We start from the raw sequence: 23644 nt of genomic DNA on the forward strand, positions 1-23644 counted from the left end.
ATCACCACGGCGCCGTCCATATTCCGGTTGTCCCCCTCCTCGCCCTGGTTCGCCGACGAGAGCGATGTAATCTTGATTACATGGAAAACGACGAAGCAGCGAAGAAGCTCCGGGGCTGGTTCTCCGGCCGGCTGCCCGCGGAGTGGTTCGAGGGGCAGCCGGAGATCGTGCTGGATCGCGAGGAGATCGCGGTGATCGGCAGGCTCCAGGCGCCCGCGCTCGCCGCCGACGTCTCCGAGGTGGAACGGGCCGCCGCCGTGGAGGGCGGGGTGGAGCGTTTCCGTGAGGAGACCAGGGAGCGTCGCATCGAGATCGCGCTGGAGGCGGAGCACCGCTTCCGCCGGAAGGTCTCCTGGGGGGTCGCGGTCGGCGACGAGACGGTGATGTTCACCACACTGTCCGTGCCGGTCATGACCCGGCTCCGCCAGTCGGAGCGGCGGGTGCTCGACACTCTCGTGGCCGCCGGAGTGGCCCGCAGCCGGAGCGACGCACTGGCCTGGTGCGTCCGTCTGGTGGGCCGGCACACCGACACCTGGCTGGCCGATCTGCGGGACGCGCTGCAGCACGTCGACCGCGTGCGAGCCTCGGGCCCGGACGTGAACCCCTGAGGCTGGGCAGGGGAAACAGCCAGAAATTGGTCTGAACCTCTTCAATGATTGGTTTAGACCTGTGTGAATGGCCTATACCACTGCCGAAAGGGCTTTCTTTAACTCCTCTTCTTCTGGGTAGGGGCTTCAGAACGTCATGTCCTCTGCCAGCTCACATGCCCGACGGCGGGAGCGAAGCGAGGGTGTCGCGACGTCAGGCCGCAACGCATTCACTGGTCTAAGCCAATTGGATTGAATGCGGTTTTTCAGTCAATGATGTTTTGGCCCTGAGAAGTGTAAGGAGCCCAGCAGTGTCCGTTATCGCAGACGTAACCGCTCTCAGCCCGACCAGCCACGCGGAGCTCGACGCATGGGTCAAGGAGATCGCCGATCTGACCCAGCCCGACCGGATCGAATGGTGTGACGGTTCGGAGGCCGAATGGACGCGCCTGACGAACCTGCTGGTGGAGCAGGGAACGTTCAAGCGCCTGGCCAAACGTCAGAACAGCTTCTACGCCGCCTCGGACCCGAGCGACGTCGCACGCGTCGAGGACCGGACCTACATCTGCTCCGAGCGGGAGCAGGACGCCGGGCCGACCAACAACTGGATCGCCCCCGCCGAGATGCGCCGTACCTTCGGCAAGATCTTCAAGGGCAGCATGCGCGGTCGCACCATGTACGTCGTGCCGTTCTGCATGGGCCCGCTGGGCGGCGACATCTCCCAGCTCGGCGTGGAGATCACCGACTCGCCGTACGTGGTCGTCTCCATGCGGATCATGACGCGCATGGGTGAGGCGGCGCTCCGGCTCATCGAGGAGCGCCGTGACTACGTGAAGGCCGTCCACTCGGTCGGTGCCCCGCTCGAACCCGGTCAGGACGACGTGCCGTGGCCGTGCAACTCCACCAAGTACATCAGCCACTTCCCCGAGACCCGGGAGATCTGGTCCTACGGGTCGGGCTACGGCGGCAACGCGCTGCTCGGCAAGAAGTGCTACGCGCTGCGCATCGCCAGCACGATGGCCCGCGACGAGGGCTGGCTGGCCGAGCACATGCTCATCCTCAAGCTCACCCCGCCGTCCGGGGAGACCCGCTACGTCGCGGCGGCGTTCCCCAGCGCCTGCGGCAAGACCAACCTGGCCATGCTCCAGCCGACCATCCCGGGCTGGAAGGTCGAGACGGTCGGCGACGACATCGCCTGGATGCGGTTCGGGGCCGACGGCCGCCTGTACGCCATCAACCCCGAAGCCGGCTTCTTCGGCGTGGCGCCCGGCACCGGCGAGACCACCAACGCCAATGCGGTCAAGACGCTCTGGGGCAACAGCATCTTCACCAACGTCGCTCTCACCGACGACGGCGACGTGTGGTGGGAGGGACTCACCGACGAGCCTCCGGCGCACCTGACCGACTGGAAGGGCCGCCCCTGGACCCCGGGCGGAGAGGAACCCGCCGCGCACCCCAACGCCCGTTTCACGGTGCCCGCCGCGCAGTGCCCGACGATCGCCCCCGAGTGGCAGGACCCCAAGGGTGTGCCGATCTCGGCGATCCTGTTCGGTGGACGCCGCGCCACCGCGGTCCCCCTGGTGACCGAGACGCTGAGCTGGCAGCACGGTGTCTTCACCGGAGCCAACATCGCCTCGGAGAAGACCGCCGCGGCCGAGGGCAAGGTCGGCGAGCTGCGCCGCGACCCGTTCGCGATGCTGCCGTTCTGCGGCTACAACATGGGCGACTACTTCGCCCACTGGGTCAAGATCGGTCAGCGCGAGAACGTCCGGCTGCCGCGCATCTACTACGTGAACTGGTTCCGCAAGAACGCCGAGGGTACGTTCATCTGGCCCGGCTTCGGCGAGAACAGCCGCGTCCTCAAGTGGATCGTCGATCGTCTCAACGGCAGGGCGGAGGCGGTGCGGACCCCGATCGGCCTGCTCCCCGCCGAACTCCACACCGAGGGACTCGACATCTCCGCCGACGACCTGCGGACGCTGCTGAGCGTGGACAAGGAGGTCTGGAAGGAGGAGGCGTCGCTGATCCCGGCCTTCTTCGAGACCTTCGGCGACCACCTTCCCAAGGAACTCTGGGACGAGTACGAGGCGCTGGTCGAGCGTCTGAACTAAAGACGGTCCGGGCGAAACCTTCGTGCTGCCCCGTGCGTCTACATGACAACGGGGCACACGCCCCGCTTTTCTCCCGGAGGCGGACATGGAAGTCGTACTGTTCGTCGTGGCCGTTGTTCTCGTCTTCACCGTCAACGCCACGGCCACGGGAGTCCGCAGCGAGCAGCGCCGGGTCCGCTCGGCCGTGGCCGGCCGTCGCGGAGGCGGGCTGAGCCCCTACGAGCTCGCCTACCTGTCCGGTGGCCCGCTGCGGACGGTCAACACCGCCCTCGGCATACTCGCCAGGGGCGGGGGCGTCCGGGTGTCGCGGGGCGGCCAGGTCAGCCTCGTACGCGGCGCCCCGTCGTCTCCCGAGCCGATCGAGCAGGCCGTTCTCGACGCGCTCCACGCCCGGGGCGGTCCGTGCTCGGCCGGGGAGCTCCGCCGTACGGTGGCCGACGGCCCGGCCATGAGCGGTCTGCGGCACCGCCTGACGGACCTGGGCCTGCTGGTGCCCGACGGCGCGCTCGCCAGGGCCAAGTCGCTGCTGAACCGGCTGCTGGTCCTCACCGTGATCGCCGTCGTCTTCCTGGTCGGCTTCGTCCTGCCCGCTGCCGACTCCGAGTTCCTCGGCATGGTGACGGTGCTGGCCGCGATCGTCGCGGCGGCCAACGGCCTGTTCAGCTACTTCGGGCAGCGGCGCGCGCTGCGCGGGGTCCTCACCAAGGCGGGCTACGACGTGCTCGACTCCGCCCGTAAGACCCATGTGCGCGGCGCCCGCCCACTGGCTCCGGATCTGGCCTTCGCGGTCGGCGTCCCGGTCGCCCTGTACGGTCTGGGCGAGCTCGGCGACCCGGGCTTGGAGGAGGAGCTGAAGCACACCTCCTCGCAGAGCTCCACGAGCTGTGCCGCCGGCTCCTGCGGGGGCGGCTCCTCCGGTTCGGGCGACTCCTCCTCCTCCTTCGGCGGCGGCGGCGATTTCGGCTCCGGAGGCTGGGGCGGCGGCGACTCGGGCGGCGGTGACTCGGGCGGCGGGTCGAGCTGCGGTGGCGGGTCGAGCTGCGGCGGGGGCGGATGCGGTGGCGGGGGCGGCTGAGCGGTCCGTGGCCGGGGAAACCGTGATCGGGAAGCCATGGTCGGGGAAGTCGTGATCGAGGAGGCCGTGACGGTGTCCGAGCGGTTCCCGGCGGTGGGTGTGGTGGCCCGGAGAGCCGTGACGGTGCCCGAGCGGCCCGTGCCGGTGATCGGAAAGGGAGCGTGAGGATGTCCGGATCCGTGTCGCTGGGCGTGGGGATCGGCTGGCGCCCGGAGATCGACCTGACGGTGGAACGCCTGCCCGGCGTCGACTTCGTCGAGGTCGTCGCCGAGAACGTGCACCCCGACCGGCTCCCGGAGTCGCTGCGGGTGCTCCGATCCCGGGGCGTGCCGGTGATCCCGCACGGTGTCGGGCTGGGCGTGGGCGGCGCCGAGCCGCCGGACTCCGCCAGGCTGGCGCACCTGGCGGCCTGCGCGCGGGCACTGGACGCGCCGCTGGTCAGCGAGCATCTGGCCTTCGTGCGGGCGGGCGACATGGAGGCCGGGCACCTCCTCCCGGTCCCGCGCACCAGGGCCGCGCTGTCGGTGATCGCCGAGAACGTACGGCGGGCACAGGAGGCGCTTCCCGTCCCCCTCGCCCTGGAGAACGTGGCGGCCCTGTTCGGCTGGCCGGAGGACGAGATGACCGAGGCGCGGTTCCTCGGCGAGCTGGTGGAGATGACCGGGGTCAAGCTCCTGGTCGACGTGGCCAACCTCTACACCAACCAGGTCAACCTGGGCCTGTCGGCCACCGCCGCGCTGGACGGCCTGCCGCTGTCCGAGCTCGCCTACGTGCACGTCGCCGGTGGACACTCCCTGCACGGCGTCTGGCACGACACCCACACCGCCCACGTCCCCGACGCGGTGCTGGACATCCTGTCCGAGCTCTGCGCCCGGGTCGACCCGCCCGGCGTGCTGCTCGAATGGGACGACGACTATCCCAGCGACGCGGAGCTCGGCGCGGAACTCGGCCGGATCCGCGGCGCGATGGCCCGTGTCTGAGCGCCACGTTCCGCCCGAGCGGAGCCAGGACGGGACCGGGCCCGGCGAAGGCGCCCGGGAGGCGCTGGCCGATGCCCAGGCGGGGCTGCTGGCCGCCCTGGTCGCCGGAGGCGAGGCGCCGCCCGGGTTCGACGCGGAACGGCTGCGGATCCAGGCCGCCAGCCTGATCTCCAAGCGGCGCGGGACGGTGGCCCGGCTCCGGCCGGATCTGGTCGCGCTGCTCGGCGGCGACTTCGCCCGGGAGTTCGAGGAGTACGCGCGGGGCCGTCCCAAGCCGTCCGGTGGATCACGCGCCGACGCCCGCGACTTCGCCGACCGGCTCCGGGAGGCGGGCCGCCTGCAACCGGAGCCGGCGCCGGCGCCGCCCGCCGTGCCCCGTCGGTGGTCCCGGTTCCCGAAGGTCCTGAGATCTCTCGCGGGCGCCGTCCGTCCCACCGGTACCGGGAGTTCCGATGGGTTCCGGGAGTGAGCCGTCTGGCAGACTCCCGGGTTGGCAACCGGGACTTCGGAGGTTGACATGATGCCTGTTCTGATCGCCGTGGTCGCCCTCGTCATGCTGGGGGTGGCGAGCCTGACCGTGCTGAGGGTGCTGAGGTTCGCGGAGAGACCGGCGAAGCGTTCCCTCAGTGCCCAGAGGCGTTCCCTCGATGCCCGCAAGAAGAAGCGCACTTCGCGATCGGTGACAGGCCACGGCTATGACGGCGGCGGTTACAGCGGTGGCGGTTACGACGGCGGCGACGGTGGCGGTTGCGGCGGCGGTGGCGACGGCGGCGGTGGCGGTGAGTGAGGCCTGTCCCGTGCGGGCCTCCGCCGGCCCCCCGGGCGCGCCGACCTCGCTGGGTTCGACCCCCGGACGGTGCGGTCGCCCGCTTTCCGCGCGCCCTGTGCCGCTTCGGGGCCGAGGACGGGGTGCGGACAACGGGGCCGGCCGTCCGGGTGGCGCGGACAGAGCTGGCGTTAGGGACGTTTTAGCAGGCTGTGCCGGGGATACCCTCTCTGAGGTGGGGGGACTGCGTTGTCTTGATGGGTCGTATCTGACCGTTACGCCGGTGGCGTGCTGTGACAGCGTCGGCCTGCCGTACGAGGTCACGCTCGAACTCCACCGTGACGGCACGCTCTACGGAACGGTCGGGGAGCGGTGCGGCTGGCTCCTCGTCCGGCTCGCCCGGGGTGTCGCCAGGGCCCGCGCCGACCACGGCGCGCGGTGGTCCGACCCCGACGACCGGTTTCCCGACGAGGAAGAACTGTTCGCCTTTCGTTATCGGACCAGGAACGGGGTCGTCAGCGGGGGCGAACTCCGATGTCAACTGCGTACCATCCCGATCTGGACCCCCGCCCGGCGCGGAGCCGCAGGCGAGTGGCGGCTGACCAGAAGGGCTTTCGTGGAGGCCTGGGGAGGCGGCGGTGGAGTGGGCCTGCGGGCCGTTCTCACCTCGGCTGAGCTGGCGGCTTTCGTGGAGGCGCTCATCACCGAGGCGGAGGAGTGCCTGGCGCCGGAGAAGTCAGGCAACTCAACCAGAACCCGATAGACGGGGCGGAGAGGTCCTCAGTGCGGCGATAATTGCCTGTCAGCGCCCTTCGACGGTGGGCGTTGGGGGGAGGGACTCCAATGGGCGTGCGCGATCTCGTCTACCGGCTGTACGAGCGACGGCTGGAGACGAAGCTGTCCCGTCAGAAGGAGATGGCTCCCAGGCACGTCGGCGTCATCGTGGACGGCAACCGGCGCTGGGCGCGCTCGATGGGTCTCGACGACGTCAGCCGGGGGCATCGCAAGGGCGCGGACAAGATCTTCGAGCTCCTGGGCTGGTGCCGCGAGGCGGGCGTCGAGGTCGTCACCGTATGGCTGCTGTCCAACGACAACATCAACCGGCCCAAGGACGAGCTGGACCTCCTGGTGAAGATCATTGAGGACCTGGTCCAGGAGCTCGTCGCCGACGGATGGCACATCAGGCCCATGGGCGCGCTTGATCTTCTGCCCGATCACACGGCTCATGTCCTGAAAAATGCAAAAGAAGCAACATCACACCGTCCGGGTTTGATTGTGAACGTTGCTGTTGGGTATGGAGGAAGGCGTGAGATCGCTGATGCGGTGCGCTCCCTTCTCCAGGAGCACGCCAGCAAGGGCGCGAGCATCGAAGACCTGGTCGAGGTCCTCGATGTGGAGCACATCGCGGAGCATCTCTACACGCGCGGCCAGCCCGACCCGGATCTCGTCATCCGGACCTCGGGAGAGCAGCGTCTCTCCGGATTCCTGCTCTGGCAGAGCGCCCACTCCGAGTTCTACTTCTGCGAGGCCTACTGGCCTGACTTCCGCAGGGTCGACTTCTTGCGGGCTCTCCGTTCGTACGCCGCGCGGCACCGACGGTACGGAAACTGAAACACCACATGAACACCCCCTTTGGGACAGGCATGTCCCTTTGGAAGCTGGGTATTCAGGACGTACCGTAACAAGTAGGCGGACACAGCCCGCCTACTCCGGAGAGGGCCCGCCTTTGCGTCATCACTGCCAAGGAGGGCCGGGCACCGGTATCTCCTCGGCAGGTCGCGAGTGGGGGGTCCGAGCCCGGTCCGCATCCCAGCTCATGGCAGGGCGCCCCCCATGGCGCCCGGGGGAGAACGCGTGGCAAACCCTTCGTCCTCACCCACGTCGCCGGTCACCAGCCGGCGTACGTACGTCCTGGACACCTCGGTACTGCTGGCGGATCCAGCGGCGATGAGCCGCTTCGCCGAGCACGAGGTCGTCCTCCCGATCGTCGTCATCACCGAGTTGGAGGGCAAACGCCATCATCCAGAGCTCGGATACTTCGCGCGCAAGGCGCTGAGGTACCTCGACGACCTGCGGGTGACACACGGGCGCCTGGACGAGCCCATGCCGATAGGCGAGGGCAGCCTACGGGTCGAACTCAACCACAGTGACCCATCGATCCTGCCCGTCGGCTTCCGGCTCGGCGACAACGACACCCGCATCCTCACCGTGGCGCGGACCCTCGCGGCGGAGGGGCGCGACGTGGTGCTGGTCTCCAAGGACCTGCCGCTGCGTGTCAAGGCCGCCTCCATCGGTCTCGCCGCGGAGGAATACCGCGCCGAGCTGGTGGTCGAGTCCGGCTGGACCGGCATGGCCGAACTCCAGGTGACCGACGAAGACGTCGAGACGCTCTTCGAGCACGGCACCGCCGACCTGGCCGACGCCCGTGACCTGCCCACCCACACGGGCCTGCGGCTGCTGTCCAGCCGCGGTTCGGCGCTGGGCCGGGTGCTGCCCGACAAGTCGGTGCGGCTGGTCCGCGGCGACCGGGAGGTGTTCGGCCTGCACGGCCGTTCCGCCGAACAGCGCATCGCGCTCGACCTCCTGATGGACCCCGAGGTCGGCATCGTGTCGATGGGCGGCCGGGCGGGCACCGGCAAGTCCGCCCTGGCCCTCTGCGCGGGCCTGGAAGCCGTCCTGGAGCGCCGCCAGCACCGCAAGGTCATCGTCTTCCGCCCGCTGTACGCCGTGGGCGGTCAGGACCTGGGCTACCTGCCCGGTTCCGAGAACGAGAAGATGGGCCCGTGGGCGCAGGCCGTCTACGACACCCTGGGCGCGGTCACCACGCCCGAGGTGATCGAGGAGGTCATGGACAGGGGCATGCTGGAGGTCCTCCCGCTCACCCACATCCGCGGCCGATCCCTGCACGACGCCTTCGTGATCGTGGACGAGGCGCAGTCGCTGGAGCGGGGCGTGCTCCTGACGGTGCTGAGCCGGATCGGGGCCAACTCCCGGGTCGTGCTCACCCACGACGTCGCCCAGCGCGACAACCTCCGGGTCGGCAGGCACGACGGGGTGGTGGCCGTGGTGGAGAAGCTCAAGGGCCACCCGCTGTTCGCGCACGTCACCCTGACCCGCTCGGAGCGCTCGCCGATCGCCGCCCTGGTCACCGAGATGCTGGAGGACGTCACGATCTGACCTCCCCTCCGGTCTGGAAGCCGGAAGGTCGGCCCGTGCCTCGATAGCCGCCGGAATCTGTCCCCGTCAGGGCCGCTGACGGGGACAGACCTCGGGAAGAAGCCTCACGGGGGGAGCCGGACACCTTCGGCCGCGAGGTCGCGGAACTCGAAGCAGGTGTGCTCCCCGAGCGACTTCGGAGGGCCCGGGAACAGCCGGGTGACCTCGACGCTCCAGATGCTCCCCTGCTTGTTCTGCCTGATGGTGCAGGTGATCTGGGCGAGTCCCTGCCGGCTGAGCTCGTTCGCGCCCGTGATGAGCACGTTCAGCCGGTACCCCAGACTGTCACCGGGCTCGTTGCGCTGGAGGACGTCCGAGTATCGGGTGGTCTCGGTGTCGTAATGGCTGAAGGAGTTGAGCGCGCTGCTCAGCTCCGGTTCCGGCGGCACCTTCCCGGCCCGGAACAGGGTGGCGACGATGTTCTTGGCGGAGTCGGAGGCCACCGGGATGCTGACGGGCTTCAGCCGGCCGTCGTGGAGCAGGTAGACCGTCACCCACGTGGGACTGTAGCTGATCACCGGTGGACGGCCCTCGTCCTGGACGCCGGTGGGGGCGATCCCGCACCCGGACAGGGTCAGGGCGGCCGTGAGCAGGCACATGAGCCGTCTGCCGAAGCCGGCCGCGGCCCTGCGGTGCGGCCTCATGCCGAGGGCAACCGAACCGTGAAGAGCGTGCCCGGGCTCTGCGGGCGCACCGAGATGCCGCCGCCGTGCAGGCGGGCGTTCGCCCGTGCGATGGAGAGGCCGAGGCCGCTTCCGTCGCCGCGGGCGCCGGCCTTGTAGAAGCGGTTGAACACATGGGGCAGGTCCTTCGGCGGGATGCCCTTGCCGTGGTCGCGCACCTTCACCTCCATGCCGGTCGGGGTGCTGTGGACGGTCACCACGACGGGGGGTTCGCCGTGGCGCAGGGCGTTGCCCACCAGGTTCGCCAGGATCACGTCGAAGCGCAGCGGGTCGACGGAGAAGGCCAGCCCCTGCGGCACGTTCACCTGCACCTGCTCCGTCCAGCCGCGCAGCTCCAGGCAGTCCTGGATCGCGTCGGCGACGTTCACCGTGTCCACGTGCAGCGTGGCGGTGCCCGAGTCGAACCGGCTCGCCTCGATGAGCTGCTCCACCAGGGTCCGCAACCGTTTGATCTCCCGCAGCACCAGCCGTACGGCCGTCGCCGGCTCCGGGGGCAGCCGGTCGGCCTCTTCGGAGAGCATGTCGGTCACCGCGGTCATCGCGGTCAGCGGGGTCCTGAGCTCGTGCGAGACGTCGGCGACGAACCGGCGGGACATCGCCTCCAGCGAGCGCAGTTCGGCCACGCTCCGCTCCAGGGCGGCCGCGGTGTCGTTGAACGTGGCGGTGAGCTCGGCCAGTTCGTCCTGGCCGCGCACCGGCAGGCGGGTGTCCAGGCGGCCGGCACCGAGCGCCCGGGCCGCCGAACCGAGTCGCCGGACGGGCAGCAGCACCCGCTGGGCCGACACCAGGGCGAAGGCGAGCGCGATGACCAGCATGATGGCCCCGGCCGCCGCCAGCGGCTGCCGCAGGTCGCTCAGGAGCTGTTCCTCGGCGGCGAGGGGGACGAACACGAAGACGGTCATCCCGGTGGGCTGGGCTGTGTGGATGGGCTCTATCCGCCATACGGGGGTACCGATGATCAGCCACATCCTCCCGTCGATCGTCTGCCGCTTGGTCACCATCCGCCGGGTGGCGCCGGAGTCGAGGTCGGCGGGGACGTCGCTCATGCTGAACTCGCCGTCGGGGTAGATGTAGGTCTCGTAGCGGACCACCACCCCGCCGTTCCGCAGGCGCAGGCTCTTCTGCAACGTGCTGATCTGCGCGTCGGTCGGCGGGCTGTCTCCCGGCCAGAGCGCGCCGATGGGCACTCTGATCCCTTCCAGGGTGTCGCGCACCTCGCTCACCGCCACCTTCTCCGCGAGGTCGATCACCCGGCGTTTGACGAGCTCGTAGCCGATCCCCGCGACCAGCGCCGAGGCCGTCACCGCGATCAGGGTGAAGGTGATGACCAGACGGCCGCGCAGTCCGGTGTAGGCCCGCTTCACGGAGGGCTGAACCGGTAGCCGAACCCGCGGACGGTATGGATGAAATCGGGTTCGGCGGGCACCGATTCGATCTTGGCGCGGACCCGCTGGACGCAGGCGTCCACCAGCCGGGAGTCGGCGATGTGGGTGTGGTCCCAGACGGCCCGCAGCAGGTATCTGCGGGTGAGGACCTGGCCGGGGTGGCGGACCAACTCGAGCAGGAGCCGCAGCTCGGTGGGGGTCAGGTGGACCTCCCTCCCGGCCAGTGACACCTTGAGCGCTCCCCGGTCGATGACCAGGTCGCCGAAGGTGACGCGGTCGGAGGCGACCGACTCCACCCGGCGCAGGACGGCGCGGATCCGGGCGTCCAGCACGCGCGGCTCGACCGGCTTGATCACGTAGTCGTCCGCTCCCGCCTCCAGCCCCACGACCACGTCGAGGTCGTCGCCCCTGGCGGTGAGCAGTATCACCGGCAGCTGGTCCAGCTTGCGGATGCGGCGGCACACCTCGACCCCGTCGATTCCGGGGAGCATGACGTCCAGGACGACGATCTCGGGTCGGCGGTCCCGGATGTGGGCGAGTGCTTCCTCGCCGGTGTCGTAGGAGGTCACGGAGTGGCCTTGGCGGGACAGTGCCAGCGCGAGTCCGGTCCGGACCGAGGGATCGTCTTCAACGAGGAGGATGCCGGCCACGCGGACATTATTCTGGCAATGTCCGTTAATGCCCACTCCGTCACAAAACTGTGACGTGAGCCGGACAAGAACCGAATAGGGCGATGGAAGCCTGAAGGGGGAGCTCCCCTCGGCACAGGGGCACGCGGGGCGGTCCTCTCATGTCAATGTGATGAAAGTCACATCCATCTCAACAAATATCATGAAAGTCCATGTAACCAGCCAGTAGGCGGTAAAAAACTCGGCGGATGGGCCGGGGAACACCAATCAACTCCTCCGTTCAGGTTGCGGACCACCCCCCTGTCCACGGCAAGCTCATAGGTCGTGAGTTCAGGACCGCCGCACTTGAAGGAGCGCTCAGCTCCCCGCCCCCGCCGTACGGCCAAGCCGCCCAGGGCCAGGAAGCAGGGCTGGCTGACCCCCAAGCGCGCCGTCATCCTCGGCACCACGGCCGTGGTCCTGGTGGGAGGCGGAGGCTTCACCGTCTACACCGCGATCCAGAACGCCGCCGCTCCGCCGACCCAGGCCCTCGGCCTGGACGAGCTGTCGAAGATGCTCGGCGGCGACCCGTTCGGACCCGACCCCGAGGCCGACGTCCTCAAGGCCCATGCGGCCCAGAAGCTCAAGGCCGACAAGCTGGCGGCCCAGCGCGGCAAGCGCAAGGCGCTGGACCCGATCGTGATCCCCAAGGAGGCACCCGGCGGCGGCGGATTCGACCCGCAGGCACTCCCGCCGGGCACCGCCAACCCGACCGGCAACAAGGCCCTGGGCAAGCAGATGCTCGAGGCGCGCGGCTGGAGCGACCAGTGGGGCTGCCTGGAGAAGCTCTGGATGAAGGAGAGCGGCTGGAATGAGCGGGCGATGAACCGCTACAGCGGGGCCTACGGCATCCCCCAGTCGCTCCCCGGGCACAAGATGGCCAGCGCCGGCAATGACTGGCAGGTCAATGCGGCGACCCAGATCGAGTGGGGACTCGGTTACATCAAGGGCCGCTACGGCACGCCATGTGGTGCCTGGGGCCATTCCCAGGCCAAGGGCTGGTACTGAGACGCCAGGACTCGGCAAGTCTGGCGGCCGGCCGACTCCGGGCATCGCACGCTTGGCCGTATGGATGTGAAGGTCAGCGTGGTGGTGCCGGTGCACAACCCCGGTGATACCGCCGACGCGTGTATCCGTTCGGTGCTGGAGCAGTCGATGTCCTCGGAGGAGTACGAGGTCATCTTCGCCGACGACGGGTCGGACGACGGAATCCAGCAGCGCCTCGATTCCGTCGCGGCGGTCCGGCCGAACGTGCGGGTGCTCCATCTGGGCCCGGACGGCTCGCCGGCGCGGGCGCGCAACATCGGTATGGCGATCGCCAAGGGCGAGTACGTGTACCTGATGGAGCAGACGGACCGCCTGGAGCGGGTCGCGCTGGAGCGGATGTACGAGCGGGCGGTGGAGACGGACGCCGACATCCTCATCGGGCGCCTGGTCAGCGACCAGGGGCCGCCCTCGACCGTGTTCGAGGGCAACCGGGAGCGCGCCGACATCTTCAGGGACCGGCTGCTCTCGCTCCTCACACCGCACAAGCTCTACCGCAGGACGTTCCTGAACGCCGAGGCGCTGAGCTTCCCCGACCTCGGCGGGCACCTGGCCGAGCAGGCCTTCGCCATCCGGGCCTACCTGCGGGCCAAGGTCATCGCCATCATGGCCGACCAGGTCTGCTGCCACATCGCCGAGCGGCCCGAACCGTCGGCCAACCCCTACGTCCGGGGCGCCGAGCTACGGGAGCTGCTCGACATCATCGACGTCGAGGTCGCCGCGGGACGCCAGCGCGACCGGATGTACGCGCACTGGTTCCGCACCTCGGTGCTGCGCCGGCTCGGCGGCGGCCGGTTCGTCTCCGCCTCCGCCAAGGAACGGGCGGCCACCTTCACGACCCTGCGGGAGCTTGTCGTCCAGCGCTTCCCGCCGCGCCTCGACCACTACCTCCCCGTTCACCTGCGCGCCCGTGCCGCCCTGCTCCGCGCCGGCCGGCTCGACCAGCTGGTCCTGCTGGCCGAGGCGATGCGCGGCACCCGGCTGCAGGCCGATCTCCGGAACGTCGTCTGGGAGGACGGCACGTTCATCATGGGGCTCACCGTGGAGATCGTGTGCGGCGACGGGTCCCCGACGCGCTTCGTGCCCTACGGCGAGGACGGACTGCTCTGGGAGCCGCCCGTGCCCCTCGACGGGCTCCGCCTCACCCCCGAGCTGGCCGACGTCTCACAGGCCGCCGCACGGGCCCGATTCGAGATCTACGTCAGGCACGAGGACACCGGCCTGGTCTACTTCCTCCCGGTGGCCTGCTCGATGATGCGCTCGCGCCACCGCAACGGGGTCAGACTGCAGGTGACGGGCACGGCCCGGCTGGACGTCGCCTCCGCGGCACTCGGTCGCCCGCTGCCGCCGGGGCTGTGGGAGATCCACGTGCGCATGTACGGCGGAGCCCACCATGTGCGCACCCGGGTGACCGGCTCCCCGCTGAACTGCACCGGCGTGCTGGCCGACTACTCCAAGCGGCTGGTCATCCCCTGGTGGTCCGACCGGGGCGAACTGGGCATCTGCGTGGAGCCCCGCTCGTTCGCCGAGTCGATCGTCCTGGTCTCGGCGGGGACGACGATCACCCGGCAGCGCGAGCACGTCTTCGTCGTCGTTCCCGTGCCGTACGTGCCGCCGAGCGGCGGACCGCCCGCCGAACTGGTGCTCCGCCACACGGTGCGTGCGGACCGCGAGGTCTGCGCGCCCGCCCTGGTCGAGCCGGGCGTACCCGGGCAGCACCCCGGGCGGCTGGTCGCCAAGGTGCCCATCCGGCTGGCGCGGCGTGACGGCGCCCTCTTTCCGGGGGACTGGGTGCCGTTCCTGCGGGTGGACGACAAGGAGGTCGAACTCCGCTTCAAGGCCGGGATGAGCCGCCGCGGCCGGGTGGAGATCCGCAGTTCCGCCTCGGGAACGGCCGAGCCCCGGCACCCGCTGTTCAAGCGCGTCGCACTGCGGATTCCCGGGGCCCGGCGCGCGGTCCGGCTGGTTCGGAGCGCGCAGCAACGCTACCTAAATGCGGGCTAGTGCTCCGGCCTTCAGGCCGGGGGTGAAGGCCCGCGCGAGAGTGCCCGCTGGGGCGCGACCGGGCCTTGGCCTCTCTGGCTTTGCTGCCGTTCCCGCCATTGGTAGGAGGCAAGGACGGCGGAAGGTTGGCCGTTGCGTTCGACGATGGTGGGTTCGCCGAGGTAGTGGGCGGCGTTGGCGCGGTCGCCGATGTGTTCACGGATAGCTCTGATTCCCATACGTTCAGTTACCGAACGAGCGTACGATGCCTACCGTGCAGCTCCGTTACAACTACCGGGTCTACCCGGACGCCGACCAGCGCCACGCGCTGGCCCACGCGTTCGGGTGCGCCCGCGTGGTGTTCAACGACGGGCTGCGCGCACGACAACAAGCCCGCGAGAGCGGCCTGCCGTACGTCTCCGACGCCGAGCTGTCCAAGCGGGTCATCACAGCCGCCAAGAAAACCCCGGGGCGGGCATGGCTGGGCGATGTCTCCGCCGTGGTGCTGCAGCAGGCGCTCGCCGACCTCAACACCGCATACCGCAACTTCTTCGCCTCTCTGTCCGGCAAGCGCAAGAGCCGCAAGATCGCATCACCCCGGTTCCGCTCCCGCAAGGACAACCGGCAGGCGATCCGGTTCACGAAGAACGCTCGATTCGCCGTCACGGCGGGCGGGAAACTGCGCCTGCCGAAGATCGGCGATGTACCGGTCCGTTGGTCGCGCGACCTGCCGTCGGAGCCGTCGTCGGTGACGGTGGTCAAGGACGCGGCAGGCCGGTATTTCGCATCGTTCGTCGTCGAGACCACCGATGAGCCCTTGTCGGAGGTCGCGGACGAGGTCGGCATTGACCTGGGCCTGACGCACTTCGCGGTCACCTCCGACGGCAAGAAGATCGACAACCCGCGCTTCCTGCGGCGGGCGGCCAAGAAGCTCCGCAAGGCGCAGAAGGCGCTGAGCCGCAAGGAGAAAGGTTCGGCGAACCGCAAGAAGGCCAGGATGAAGGTCGCCAGGGCGCACGCCAAGGTGACCGACACGCGCCGGAACTGGGCACACAGGCTCTCCACACGGATCATCCGCGACAACCAAGCGGTGTACGTGGAAGACCTTGCCGTGTCCGGCCTCGGCCGTACAAAACTGGCCAAGAGCGTCCACGACGCGGGCTGGTCGCAGTTCGTGGCCATGCTGGAGTACAAGGCCGCCCGGTACGGGCGGACCTTCGCGAAGATCGACCGTTGGTTTCCGTCGTCGAAGCTGTGCTCGGCGTGCGAGACCATCGCCACCTCGATGCCGCTGAACGTCCGGTCGTGGATCTGCCGGTGTGGGGCTGCCCACGACCGGGACGTGAACGCGGCGATCAACGTGCTGGCCGAAGGACGACGAATCGTCGCCGCTGGACGGAAACCTGCCGCTGAGACGCCGCGGGAGGCGGAGACGTTAAACGCCCGTGGAGGCGACGTAAGGCCACCGCTCGCGGTGGCAGACGCCGATGAAGGAGGAACCCACCGGAGCGCCGCGTGTCGCGGCGTGGAAGGAATCCCCGGCCTTCAGGCCGGGGAGGACGTCAACTGCCGAGCTGACGCCCTGCGGTACACGTACCGGTCGGCTCCGTCCGGGACCCCGAGGAGCTCGGGCACCCGATGACCGAAGGGACATACCGATCCGGCGTGATCTCATTCAGGCTGTGCAACCAGACTGACCCGATTTGAGGGCATCCCACCATGTTGGCGAGAGGGAGGATTATCCCCTCATGGGGATTTTGTAGATGAATCGCGTGCTGCTGGGCCGACTGCTGCCGGGCGTCGAACCGGGGGCGGGCCGGACGGCGACTCGAATCCGCCCGTCAGCGTGGGGCGCTTCGGGAGGATCCCGTCGCCCGAGGAACGGCCCGTCAAGCGGCGGCGCAGCCAGGGGGCGAGGTACGTCGCGGTCCAGCGCAGGTCGGCGAGCGGTGCCGCTCTGGTCGCGGGCGGACCGCAGGGGGGCGCGGGAGGGGCGGCGCGGCCGAGCGCGGCCAGTACCTGGTCGGCGGCCCGGCGGTGGCCCAGAGAGTTGAGGTGCAGGCGATCGGCGCTCCACAGCGCGTGGTCGTCGAACGCCCGGTCGCCGAACAGGTCAGCCAGGTAGGCCCCGCGCCGCTCGGCCACCTGCGTGACCATGTCGTTCATCGCGACGATGCGGGGCCGCAGCAGCCGGGGCAGCGGAAGCCTGACGCTCATGTCGGGGAAGCGGAAGAGCAGCACGTCGGCGCCCGACGCGCGCAGACGGGCGATCGCCCGGTCGAAGCGGTCGTGTATCGCGGTCACGTCGAAGCCGCGCCACAGCGCGTCGTTGCCGCCCGCGGCGATGCTGACGAGTGAGGGGCCCATCGTGAGCGCCGTCTCGACCTGCCGGGTGACGACGTCGTCGAACCTGCGCCCCCGAACGGCCAGGTTCGCGTAACCGAAGCCCGATGAGCCGAGCTCCGCCGCCACGAGGTCCGCCCAACCGCGGAACGTGCCGTCGGGAAGCGGGTCCCCGACCCCTTCGGTGAAGCTGTCGCCGAGCGCGACGAAGCCCGTCACGGGGTCCACCACAGGTCGCGCCGAGGTGGGCGACCAGTCGCTGGTAGACCGGTGCGCCGTCGGGGACCTCCAGCGCCTGGCCGTTCGAGAATGTCCATGCGGCTCACCCTAGGAACGAGAGCGGCCCTGTCACAGGGCCAGGAACGATCGAACCGATTGGGCCACTCTAGACTTGCCCTCGTGCACGTGAGCTTGGAGGGACGCACCGACCTGGCGGGCCAGATCTACCAGCAGATCCGCGCCGCCGTGCTCGACGGACGGCTACGGCACGGTGAGCCGCTGCCCGCCACCCGCGAGCTGGCCCGGGATCTCCTGGTCTCGCGCAACACCGTGAGCACCGCCTACGACCGGCTGGCCGCCGAGGGCTTCGTCGAGGGCCGGATCGGTGTCGGCACCTTCGTCCACGCCGAGGCCCTGCCGCCCGCGAGTCTCCGGATGGACCACGGCAGGCTTCGGCCGCGCGCCGTCTGGCAGGGGATCCCCATACCGGGCGGGCTGGACCGGCAGCCCCGGTACGACTTCCGACCCGGCCTGCCCGACGTCCGGATGTTCCCCTACGAGGCGTGGCGCCGGCTGGTGTCCCGCGAGTTGCGCAGCTCGGCCGTGGGCAGCGGCATGTACGGCGACCCGCTCGGCCACGCCGGGCTGCGCGCGGCCATCGCCAGGCACGTGGGCGTCTCCCGCGCGGTGCGCGCCGATCCCGACACCGTCGTCGTCACCTCGGGCGCGCAGCAGGCGCTCGACCTGATCGGCCGGGTGCTGCTCGAACCCGGTGACCGGGTGGCCGTCGAGGATCCTGGCTACCCGCCGCCGAGGTGGTTGTTCGAGTCGATGGGCCTGCGGGTCACGCCGGTGCCGGTCGACGCCGAGGGCCTGGTGGTGGACGCGCTGCCCGCCGACGCCCGCGCGGTCTACGTGACCCCCTCCCACCAGTTCCCGCTGGGCATGCCGATGTCGCTGGCCCGCAGGATGGCGCTGCTCGCCTGGGCCGAGGAACGCGGCGCCGCCGTGATCGAGGACGACTACGACAGCGAGTTCAGATACGGCGGGCGGCCCATCGAGCCGCTGCAGAACCTGGACAGGTCCGGCCGGGTGCTCTACGTCGGCTCATTCTCCAAAGTCATGCTGCCGACGTTGCGGCTCGGCTTCCTCGTCGCGCCGCCCGCGCTGCTACCCGCCCTGGGCGCGGCCAAGTACGTCACCGACTGGACCACCCCGATCCCCGGCCAGGCGGCGCTGGCCGGTTTCATCGACGAGGGGCTGCTGGCCCGCCACATCCGCAGGATGCGAACCGAGTACGAGGCTCGCCGCCAGCGCGTCGTCCAGCGCCTGGCCGGCTCGCTCGACCTGGTGACCTCCGCCGCCGGACTGCACACCAGCGGCTTCCTGCCCGCCGGCCGGCACGACGTCGCCCGCCGGGCCCGCGACGCCGGGATCGGCCTGATGCCCCTGTCCGACTTCGCCGTACACCCGTCTCGCCCCGGCCTGGTCGTCGGCTACGGCGCCATCCCGCTCGACCGGATCGACGACGGGCTCACCCGGCTCCTGTCGGTCATCGACGCCGAGAACGCGTGAGCGCGGTCGGCCCGGGCGGCCTGGAAGTTCACTACGTCTCCCGAAAAGACCTGATCCGGACGCGCCGCGCCATAGGCCGCCCCGAGGACCTCCGGCGAGCAGGCGAACTGGACTCGTCCGCCTCGGACCGCCGAGGTTGACGATCCGCCTCCGGGTCCGGCCGAGGTAGGGGAAAAGCGGCCATAGGTCGATCTTGGAGCCGTTGAGCTGGGAAAACTGCACGTCCTCGTGGAGCCCTCGGGGGTTGCGTCCGCCGGGGCCCGGCGGACCGGGTTCAGGACTCCCTGGAGGCGGGGGCGGTGTCCGCGACACGGGTGAGGTCGGCGAGGTCGCGACCCCTGGTCTCCCGGGAGACGAAGACGGTGATCAGGGTGAGCACGGCCGCGCCGGCCACGTAGAGCATGACGGGGAAGGCGGAGTCGTAGGCGCCCAGCAGGGCGACCGCGATCAGCGGCGCCAGGCCGCCGGCGACGACCGAGGCGAGCTGCGCGCCGATCGACACACCCGAGTAGCGCATCCGCGTGGCGAACAGCTCGGAGAAGAACGCCGCCTGCGGGCCGTACATCGCGCCGTGCAGGACCAGGCCGACCGTCACCGCCAGGGTGACCGCGGCGAAGCTCCTGGTGTCGATCAGCGGGAAGAACGCGAAGGCCCACACCCCCACCCCGGCCGCGCCGAGCAGGTAGACCGGACGGCGGCCGAGCCGGTCGGAGAGCGCGCCCCACAGCGGGATCGAGAAGAAGTGGACGGCCGATCCGATCAGTACCGCGTTGAGCACGAACCCCTTCGCCAGTCCGGCCGCCTCCGTCGCGTAGACCAGGACGAACGCGGTGAGCACGTAATAGGAGACGTTCTCCGCGAAGCGGGCGCCGATCGCGGTGAGCACGTCCCGCCAGTGGTGGCGGAAGACCTCCACGATGGGCATCTTGGGGGCGGGCTCGGCGTTGGCGACGGCCTGCTGGAAGATCGGCGACTCGCTGATGGACAGCCGGATCCACAGGCCGAGCAGCACCAGGACGCCGGAGAGCAGGAACGGGATGCGCCAGCCCCAGCTCTGGAAGGCCTCGTCGGTCTGGACGGCGGCCAGCACCGCGAGGACCGCGGTGGCCAGCAGGTTGCCGCCCGGCGCGCCGGACTGCGGCCAGGAGGCCCAGAACCCGCGCCGTTCCGCGCTGCCGTGCTCGGAGACGATGAGCACCGCGCCGCCCCATTCTCCGCCGAGCGCGAAGCCCTGGACGAGCCGGAGCAGGGTCAGCAGCAGCGGGGCGGCCGCGCCGATCGCCGCGTGGGTCGGCAGGCAGCCGATCAGGAAGGTCGCGCCGCCCATCAGCAGCAGACTGATCACCAGGAGCTTCTTGCGGCCGAGCCGGTCACCGTAGTGGCCGAAGACCAGCGCACCCAGTGGGCGGGCGATGAAGCCGATCGCGTAGGTGAGGAAGGCCAGCAGGGTGCCGGTGAGGGGATCCGACTTGGGGAAGAAGAGCGCGGGGAAGACCAGCGCGGCGGCGGAGCCGTACAGGAAGAAGTCGTACCACTCGATCGTCGTGCCGATCAGGCTGGCTGCGACGATCCTGCCGATGGGGGTCCGTGTTTTCTCTGACATCTCACTCACCAATGGGTATCGCTGTTGGGGGATGTCGGCTCACGGTACGTAGTGACCGGCGGCACTCCTATGGCTCCACTCGCCATAGCCGACGTCCGGTCTATGTGGATACGTCAGATCGCCGGGCAGAGGTGGGACCGTCCGGCGGCAGGGCGCCGTACGGCCGGTCACCTGCCGGGTGCAGTCAGCGGCTGAGACGGTGCAGGCGCAGGGCGAGCTGGATCTCCAGGGCGCGCTCCGGCTCCTGCCAGTCGGCGCCCAGGAGCTGGGCGATCCGGTCCAGGCGCTGGGTGACGGTGTTCACGTGGATGTGCAGGGCGTCGGCGGTACGGGAGAGCGAGCCACCCGTGCCGAAGTAGGAGGTGAGGGTGCGCACCAGGGCGGTGCCCCGGCGGGCGTCGTAGTCGATCACCGGGCCGAGCGCGGAGCCGAGGAACGCCTCGATGTCGCGTCCGTCGCCGACGAGCAGCCCGACGAAGCCCAGCTCGGCGGCGCTCGCGCCCTCCCCGGCCCGGCCCAGGGCCAGCAGCGCGTCGGCGCAACGCTGTGCCTCGCGGTGCGCGGCTCCGATCTCGGCCGGGCCCCGCACCGGGCCGGAGGCACCCGCGGTGGCGGGATGGCCGAGCGAGACGCTGAGCTCGGCCGCCACCCGTTTGGCCAGGTGGCCGGGCTTGTCGCCGGGAAGGAACAGCACCACCTCGTCCCCGCGCAGGGCCGCCAGCCCGTGGTTCAGCGTGGCCTGGGAGGAGGCCCAGAAGGCGGCGCGTTCGCGCCGGCCACCGTGGCGGACCACGACGACCACGTGCTCGGTGTCCAGATCCACCCCGACCCGCCGGGCCCGCTGGGCCAGGCCGTCGAGACCCGGACGGGAGATCAGGTCGTCGAGCAGCTCACCCCGGACCCGGCCCTCCGCCTCGGCCACCGTGCGCCGGAACAGCAGGAGCAGCGCGGTGACCAGTGCGGCCCGTTCGAGGATGCGCTGGTCGGCGTCGGCCACCGGCCCTTCGGCCCGCAGCACGAGGGTGCACAGCGGTTCGGCCCCCACATCCACCGAGGCGACCAGCAGACTGCCCTTCCTGACGGTACGGCCCAGCGCCCGGGACGTCTGCGCGGCGTCCGCGATCATGGCCGCGGTCGCCTCGGTCCCGCGCCCCCTCGCCGGACCGCCCTCCCGCCCCGCCGTGTCCTCCTCCTCGGCCAGCCTGGCCGCGTCCCCGGCGATCGGCCGCCCGCTGTCGTCCAGCACGACCAGCGAGCCGCCGAGCACCTCGGTGACCACGGCGGCGACGTCCTCGACTCCGCCGCCGCGCAGCACCAGCCCGGTCATCCGGTCGTGCGCGAACGCGGCCCGCTCCACGGCCTCGCTGTGCGCGTTCACCTGCCGGTTGGCCTCGCTGAGCTCCTCCAGGGCGTTTCTGGTCTCCTGCAGCAGCCGGGCGTTGTCGATGGCCACCGCCGCGTGCGCGGCCAGTGAGCTGAGCAGCACCACCTCGTCCTGGGTGAACGGCCGCACGCTCCGGTTGGACGCGAACAGCACCCCGATGACCCGCGCGCCCAGCTTGAGCGGCACACCCAGGATGGCGACCAGGCCCTCCTCGTGCACCGCGTCGTCGATGTCGAACTCGCGGCGGAACCGCTCGTCGGCGAAGTAGTCGGCCGTCGCGTACGGCGTGGCGGTCTGGGCCACCAGCCCGCCCAGCCCGGCGCCCATCGGCAGCCGGACGTTGCGGAACTTGGCCGAGACCGACCCGTCCGTCACACGCATCCGGGTGTCGCCGCGCTCGGGGTCGTGCAGCGTCATGTAGGCGGCGTCGGTGCCCAAAAGCTGCCGGGCCCGGTGCACGATGGCCTCCAGCACGGCGTCAAGGTCGCGCAGCCCGGCCAGGTCGCCGGCGGTGTCGAACAGCGCCGACAGCTCCGCCTCGCGCTTGGCCCTGCGCCGCAGCAGCGCCCGCACCTTCAGCGCGGCGAGCTTGGCGTCCTCCAGCTCGGTCAGCGTCGCCGCGTCGGCCCCCCGGGCCCGGGCCGCCAGGATGGGCCCCTCGAATTCGACCGCCGACGCCTCTCTGGCCAGCAGTTCGAGAAAGACGCCTGCGCTCATGTCTTCCATTCTGGGGGCACCGGGGACACGGTTCAGCGGGCCGTCCAGCCGCCGTCGACGGGCAGGGACGTTCCCGTGATGAACGAGCTGTGCGGGCCGCACAGGTAGGCGACCAGCTCGGCGACCTCCCCGGGCTCGATCAGGCGTTTGATCGCGGCGGGGGCCAGCATGATCTGCTCGACGACCTCGTCCCTGCCGATGCCGTGGGTCTCGGCCTGGGCCTCGACCTGGTCCTCCACCAGCGGGGTGCGGACGTAGGCGGGGTTCACGCAGTTGGAGGTGACGCCGTGCGGCGCGCCCTCCAGAGCGATGACCTTCGACAGTCCTTCGAGCGCGTGCTTGGCGGTGACGTACGCGGACTTGTACGGCGAGGCCCGGAGGCCGTGCACCGACGAGATGTTGACGACCCGTCCCCAGCCTCGCTCGTACATACCCGGGAGGGCGGCCCGTACCAGCAGGAACGGCGCCTCGACCATGACCTTGAGGATCTTCGAGAAGACCTCCGGCGGGAACCGCTCGACCGGCGCCACATGCTGGAATCCGGCGTTGTTCACCACGATGTCCACCTCGGCGGGCAGCGCGTCCACGAAGTCCGGCCTGGACAGGTCGGCGACCACCGGTGTCCCGGCCACCTCCGCGGCCACCTTCGCGGTCGCCTCGGCGTCGATGTCGACCACCACCACATGTGCTCCGGCCGCGGCCAGTCGTTGTGCGCAGGCACGCCCGATCCCGCTGCCCGCGCCGGTCACCACGGCCTGCCGCCCCGTTAGGTCACTCATGCTGCCGAATCTAGGCAATCAGCCGAATCCCAGCCCATGTCGCCAGCCCCCATAGTCCTGAGACCGGCTATGTGTACGGGGCGGATCTGCTGCGGGCACCGGCAGGGAGCCGGCCTGGGCGCCGATGGTCAGACGACGACCGGATAGGTCAGCGTCAGCTCGTCACCGGGAAGGCCGCGGATTCCCCAGTTGACCTGAGGCGACTCCAGGATGACGATCTCCAGATCCTCCGGTGTCAGGTCGAGTTGCTCCTGGGCCCGGGCGAACAGGGTGCGGATCAGGTCGCGCTTGGCCTGGGGCGAGCGGCCCGCGAAGCAGACGATCTCCACGATCAGGTAGCGCTCGCTCCGCTGCGGGCAGACCAGGTCCTCGGCGTCCAGCAGCAGGAACCGGTGGAACCTCTTGTCCTCGGGCAGCCGCCATGCCTCGGTCAGGCAGCCGTGCACGGTGTCGGAGATCTCCTGCCGCCGGTCGGACCAGATGTCACGGCGGCCGTAGAACTTGATCTGAGTCATGTATTGATCTT

At 70.2% G+C, this 23644-nt stretch carries 22 protein-coding genes; 14 read left to right on the forward strand and 8 right to left on the reverse strand.

What is annotated here, in order from left to right; genetic code table 11:
- The first annotated feature begins 80 nt into the window (after nt 1-80).
- The 10 genes from OHA77_RS25605 to OHA77_RS25650 all read left to right on the forward strand — a co-directional run bounded on the left by OHA77_RS25605 (nt 81) and on the right by OHA77_RS25650 (nt 8696).
- A complete protein-coding gene (locus OHA77_RS25605) occupies nt 81-608 on the forward strand; it encodes a hypothetical protein (RefSeq protein ID WP_406312018.1) in 528 nt (175 codons plus the stop codon).
- A gap of 290 nt (nt 609-898) precedes the next feature.
- Nucleotides 899-2698 carry a phosphoenolpyruvate carboxykinase (GTP) gene (locus OHA77_RS25610; protein ID WP_406312019.1) on the forward strand — a complete coding sequence of 600 codons (1800 nt, stop codon included), beginning with the start codon at nt 899-901 and terminating at the stop codon, nt 2696-2698.
- Between the two features lie 85 nt (nt 2699-2783).
- Nucleotides 2784-3773, forward strand: coding sequence for a TIGR04222 domain-containing membrane protein (locus tag OHA77_RS25615; RefSeq protein WP_406312020.1), 990 nt, complete (start codon nt 2784-2786; stop codon nt 3771-3773).
- A 36-nt stretch (nt 3774-3809) separates the two neighbouring features.
- The gene (locus OHA77_RS25620; RefSeq protein WP_406312021.1) at nt 3810-3938 is read left to right on the forward strand and encodes a hypothetical protein; all 129 of its coding nucleotides are present in this window, start codon (nt 3810-3812) and stop codon (nt 3936-3938) included.
- Nucleotides 3939-3940: 2 nt separating this feature from the next.
- Entirely contained in the window at nt 3941-4753 is an 813-nt protein-coding gene (locus OHA77_RS25625) for a DUF692 family multinuclear iron-containing protein (RefSeq protein ID WP_406312022.1), read from the forward strand.
- Nucleotides 4746-5222: a hypothetical protein gene (locus OHA77_RS25630; RefSeq protein WP_406312023.1), complete on the forward strand. Its 477-nt coding sequence runs from the start codon at nt 4746-4748 to the stop codon at nt 5220-5222. Before OHA77_RS25625 ends, OHA77_RS25630 begins: the two co-directional genes overlap by 8 nt.
- A 48-nt stretch (nt 5223-5270) precedes the next feature.
- Complete coding sequence (locus OHA77_RS25635; protein ID WP_406312024.1) at nt 5271-5540, forward strand: hypothetical protein; 270 nt, start codon at nt 5271-5273, stop codon at nt 5538-5540.
- A gap of 262 nt (nt 5541-5802) precedes the next feature.
- Nucleotides 5803-6282 carry a hypothetical protein gene (locus tag OHA77_RS25640; protein ID WP_326825674.1) on the forward strand — a complete coding sequence of 160 codons (480 nt, stop codon included), beginning with the start codon at nt 5803-5805 and terminating at the stop codon, nt 6280-6282.
- An 80-nt stretch (nt 6283-6362) separates the two neighbouring features.
- A complete protein-coding gene (locus tag OHA77_RS25645) occupies nt 6363-7130 on the forward strand; it encodes an isoprenyl transferase (protein ID WP_326825673.1) in 768 nt (255 codons plus the stop codon).
- A 336-nt stretch (nt 7131-7466) separates the two neighbouring features.
- Nucleotides 7467-8696, forward strand: coding sequence for a PhoH family protein (locus OHA77_RS25650; protein ID WP_326826925.1), 1230 nt, complete (start codon nt 7467-7469; stop codon nt 8694-8696).
- Nucleotides 8697-8800: 104 nt separating this feature from the next.
- Here the strand turns inward: OHA77_RS25650 and OHA77_RS25655 are convergent, their stop codons facing one another.
- Genes OHA77_RS25655 through OHA77_RS25665 form a run of 3 tightly spaced genes read right to left on the reverse strand, consistent with a single transcriptional unit; the run spans nt 8801 to nt 11453 of the window.
- Nucleotides 8801-9379: a hypothetical protein gene (locus OHA77_RS25655; RefSeq protein ID WP_326825672.1), complete on the reverse strand. Its 579-nt coding sequence runs from the start codon at nt 9377-9379 to the stop codon at nt 8801-8803.
- Complete coding sequence (locus OHA77_RS25660) at nt 9376-10782, reverse strand: ATP-binding protein (protein ID WP_326825671.1); 1407 nt, start codon at nt 10780-10782, stop codon at nt 9376-9378. The genes OHA77_RS25655 and OHA77_RS25660 overlap by 4 nt, the downstream gene beginning before the upstream one ends.
- On the reverse strand, nt 10779-11453 hold the full coding sequence (locus OHA77_RS25665) for a response regulator (RefSeq protein WP_406312025.1): 675 nt from the start codon (nt 11451-11453) through the stop codon (nt 10779-10781). The genes OHA77_RS25660 and OHA77_RS25665 overlap by 4 nt, the downstream gene beginning before the upstream one ends.
- A gap of 324 nt (nt 11454-11777) precedes the next feature.
- Here OHA77_RS25665 and OHA77_RS25670 point away from each other — a divergent pair, with 324 nt between their 5' ends.
- The 3 genes from OHA77_RS25670 (at nt 11778) to OHA77_RS25680 (ending at nt 16140) form a co-directional block, all read left to right on the forward strand.
- The gene (locus tag OHA77_RS25670) at nt 11778-12479 is read left to right on the forward strand and encodes a lytic transglycosylase domain-containing protein (protein ID WP_406312026.1); all 702 of its coding nucleotides are present in this window, start codon (nt 11778-11780) and stop codon (nt 12477-12479) included.
- A 60-nt stretch (nt 12480-12539) separates the two neighbouring features.
- Nucleotides 12540-14519, forward strand: a complete 1980-nt coding sequence (locus OHA77_RS25675; RefSeq protein WP_406312027.1) for a glycosyltransferase family 2 protein — start codon at nt 12540-12542, stop codon at nt 14517-14519.
- A gap of 253 nt (nt 14520-14772) precedes the next feature.
- Nucleotides 14773-16140, forward strand: a complete 1368-nt coding sequence (locus OHA77_RS25680) for an RNA-guided endonuclease InsQ/TnpB family protein (protein ID WP_406319872.1) — start codon at nt 14773-14775, stop codon at nt 16138-16140.
- Between the two features lie 104 nt (nt 16141-16244).
- Here the strand turns inward: OHA77_RS25680 and OHA77_RS25685 are convergent, their stop codons facing one another.
- The gene (locus OHA77_RS25685; RefSeq protein WP_406312028.1) at nt 16245-17060 is read right to left on the reverse strand and encodes an SGNH/GDSL hydrolase family protein; all 816 of its coding nucleotides are present in this window, start codon (nt 17058-17060) and stop codon (nt 16245-16247) included.
- Nucleotides 17061-17240: 180 nt separating this feature from the next.
- Here OHA77_RS25685 and OHA77_RS25690 point away from each other — a divergent pair, with 180 nt between their 5' ends.
- A complete protein-coding gene (locus OHA77_RS25690) occupies nt 17241-18635 on the forward strand; it encodes a PLP-dependent aminotransferase family protein (protein ID WP_406312029.1) in 1395 nt (464 codons plus the stop codon).
- 274 nt (nt 18636-18909) lie between these two features.
- On the opposite strand, the gene OHA77_RS25695 is transcribed toward OHA77_RS25690, so the two are convergent.
- The 4 genes from OHA77_RS25695 to OHA77_RS25710 form a co-directional block, all read right to left on the reverse strand.
- Complete coding sequence (locus tag OHA77_RS25695) at nt 18910-20238, reverse strand: MFS transporter (protein WP_406312030.1); 1329 nt, start codon at nt 20236-20238, stop codon at nt 18910-18912.
- Between the two features lie 184 nt (nt 20239-20422).
- Nucleotides 20423-22339, reverse strand: coding sequence for a helix-turn-helix domain-containing protein (locus OHA77_RS25700; RefSeq protein WP_406312031.1), 1917 nt, complete (start codon nt 22337-22339; stop codon nt 20423-20425).
- Nucleotides 22340-22371: 32 nt separating this feature from the next.
- Entirely contained in the window at nt 22372-23118 is a 747-nt protein-coding gene (locus OHA77_RS25705) for a 3-hydroxybutyrate dehydrogenase (RefSeq protein WP_326825663.1), read from the reverse strand.
- Between the two features lie 128 nt (nt 23119-23246).
- Complete coding sequence (locus OHA77_RS25710; RefSeq protein WP_406312032.1) at nt 23247-23633, reverse strand: tautomerase family protein; 387 nt, start codon at nt 23631-23633, stop codon at nt 23247-23249.
- Between the last annotated feature and the right edge of the window lie 11 nt (nt 23634-23644).

Origin of the sequence: Streptosporangium sp. NBC_01639 (assembly GCF_045209755.1) — a bacterium.
In the GTDB taxonomy this organism is placed as follows: Bacteria; Actinomycetota; Actinomycetes; order Streptosporangiales; family Streptosporangiaceae; genus Streptosporangium.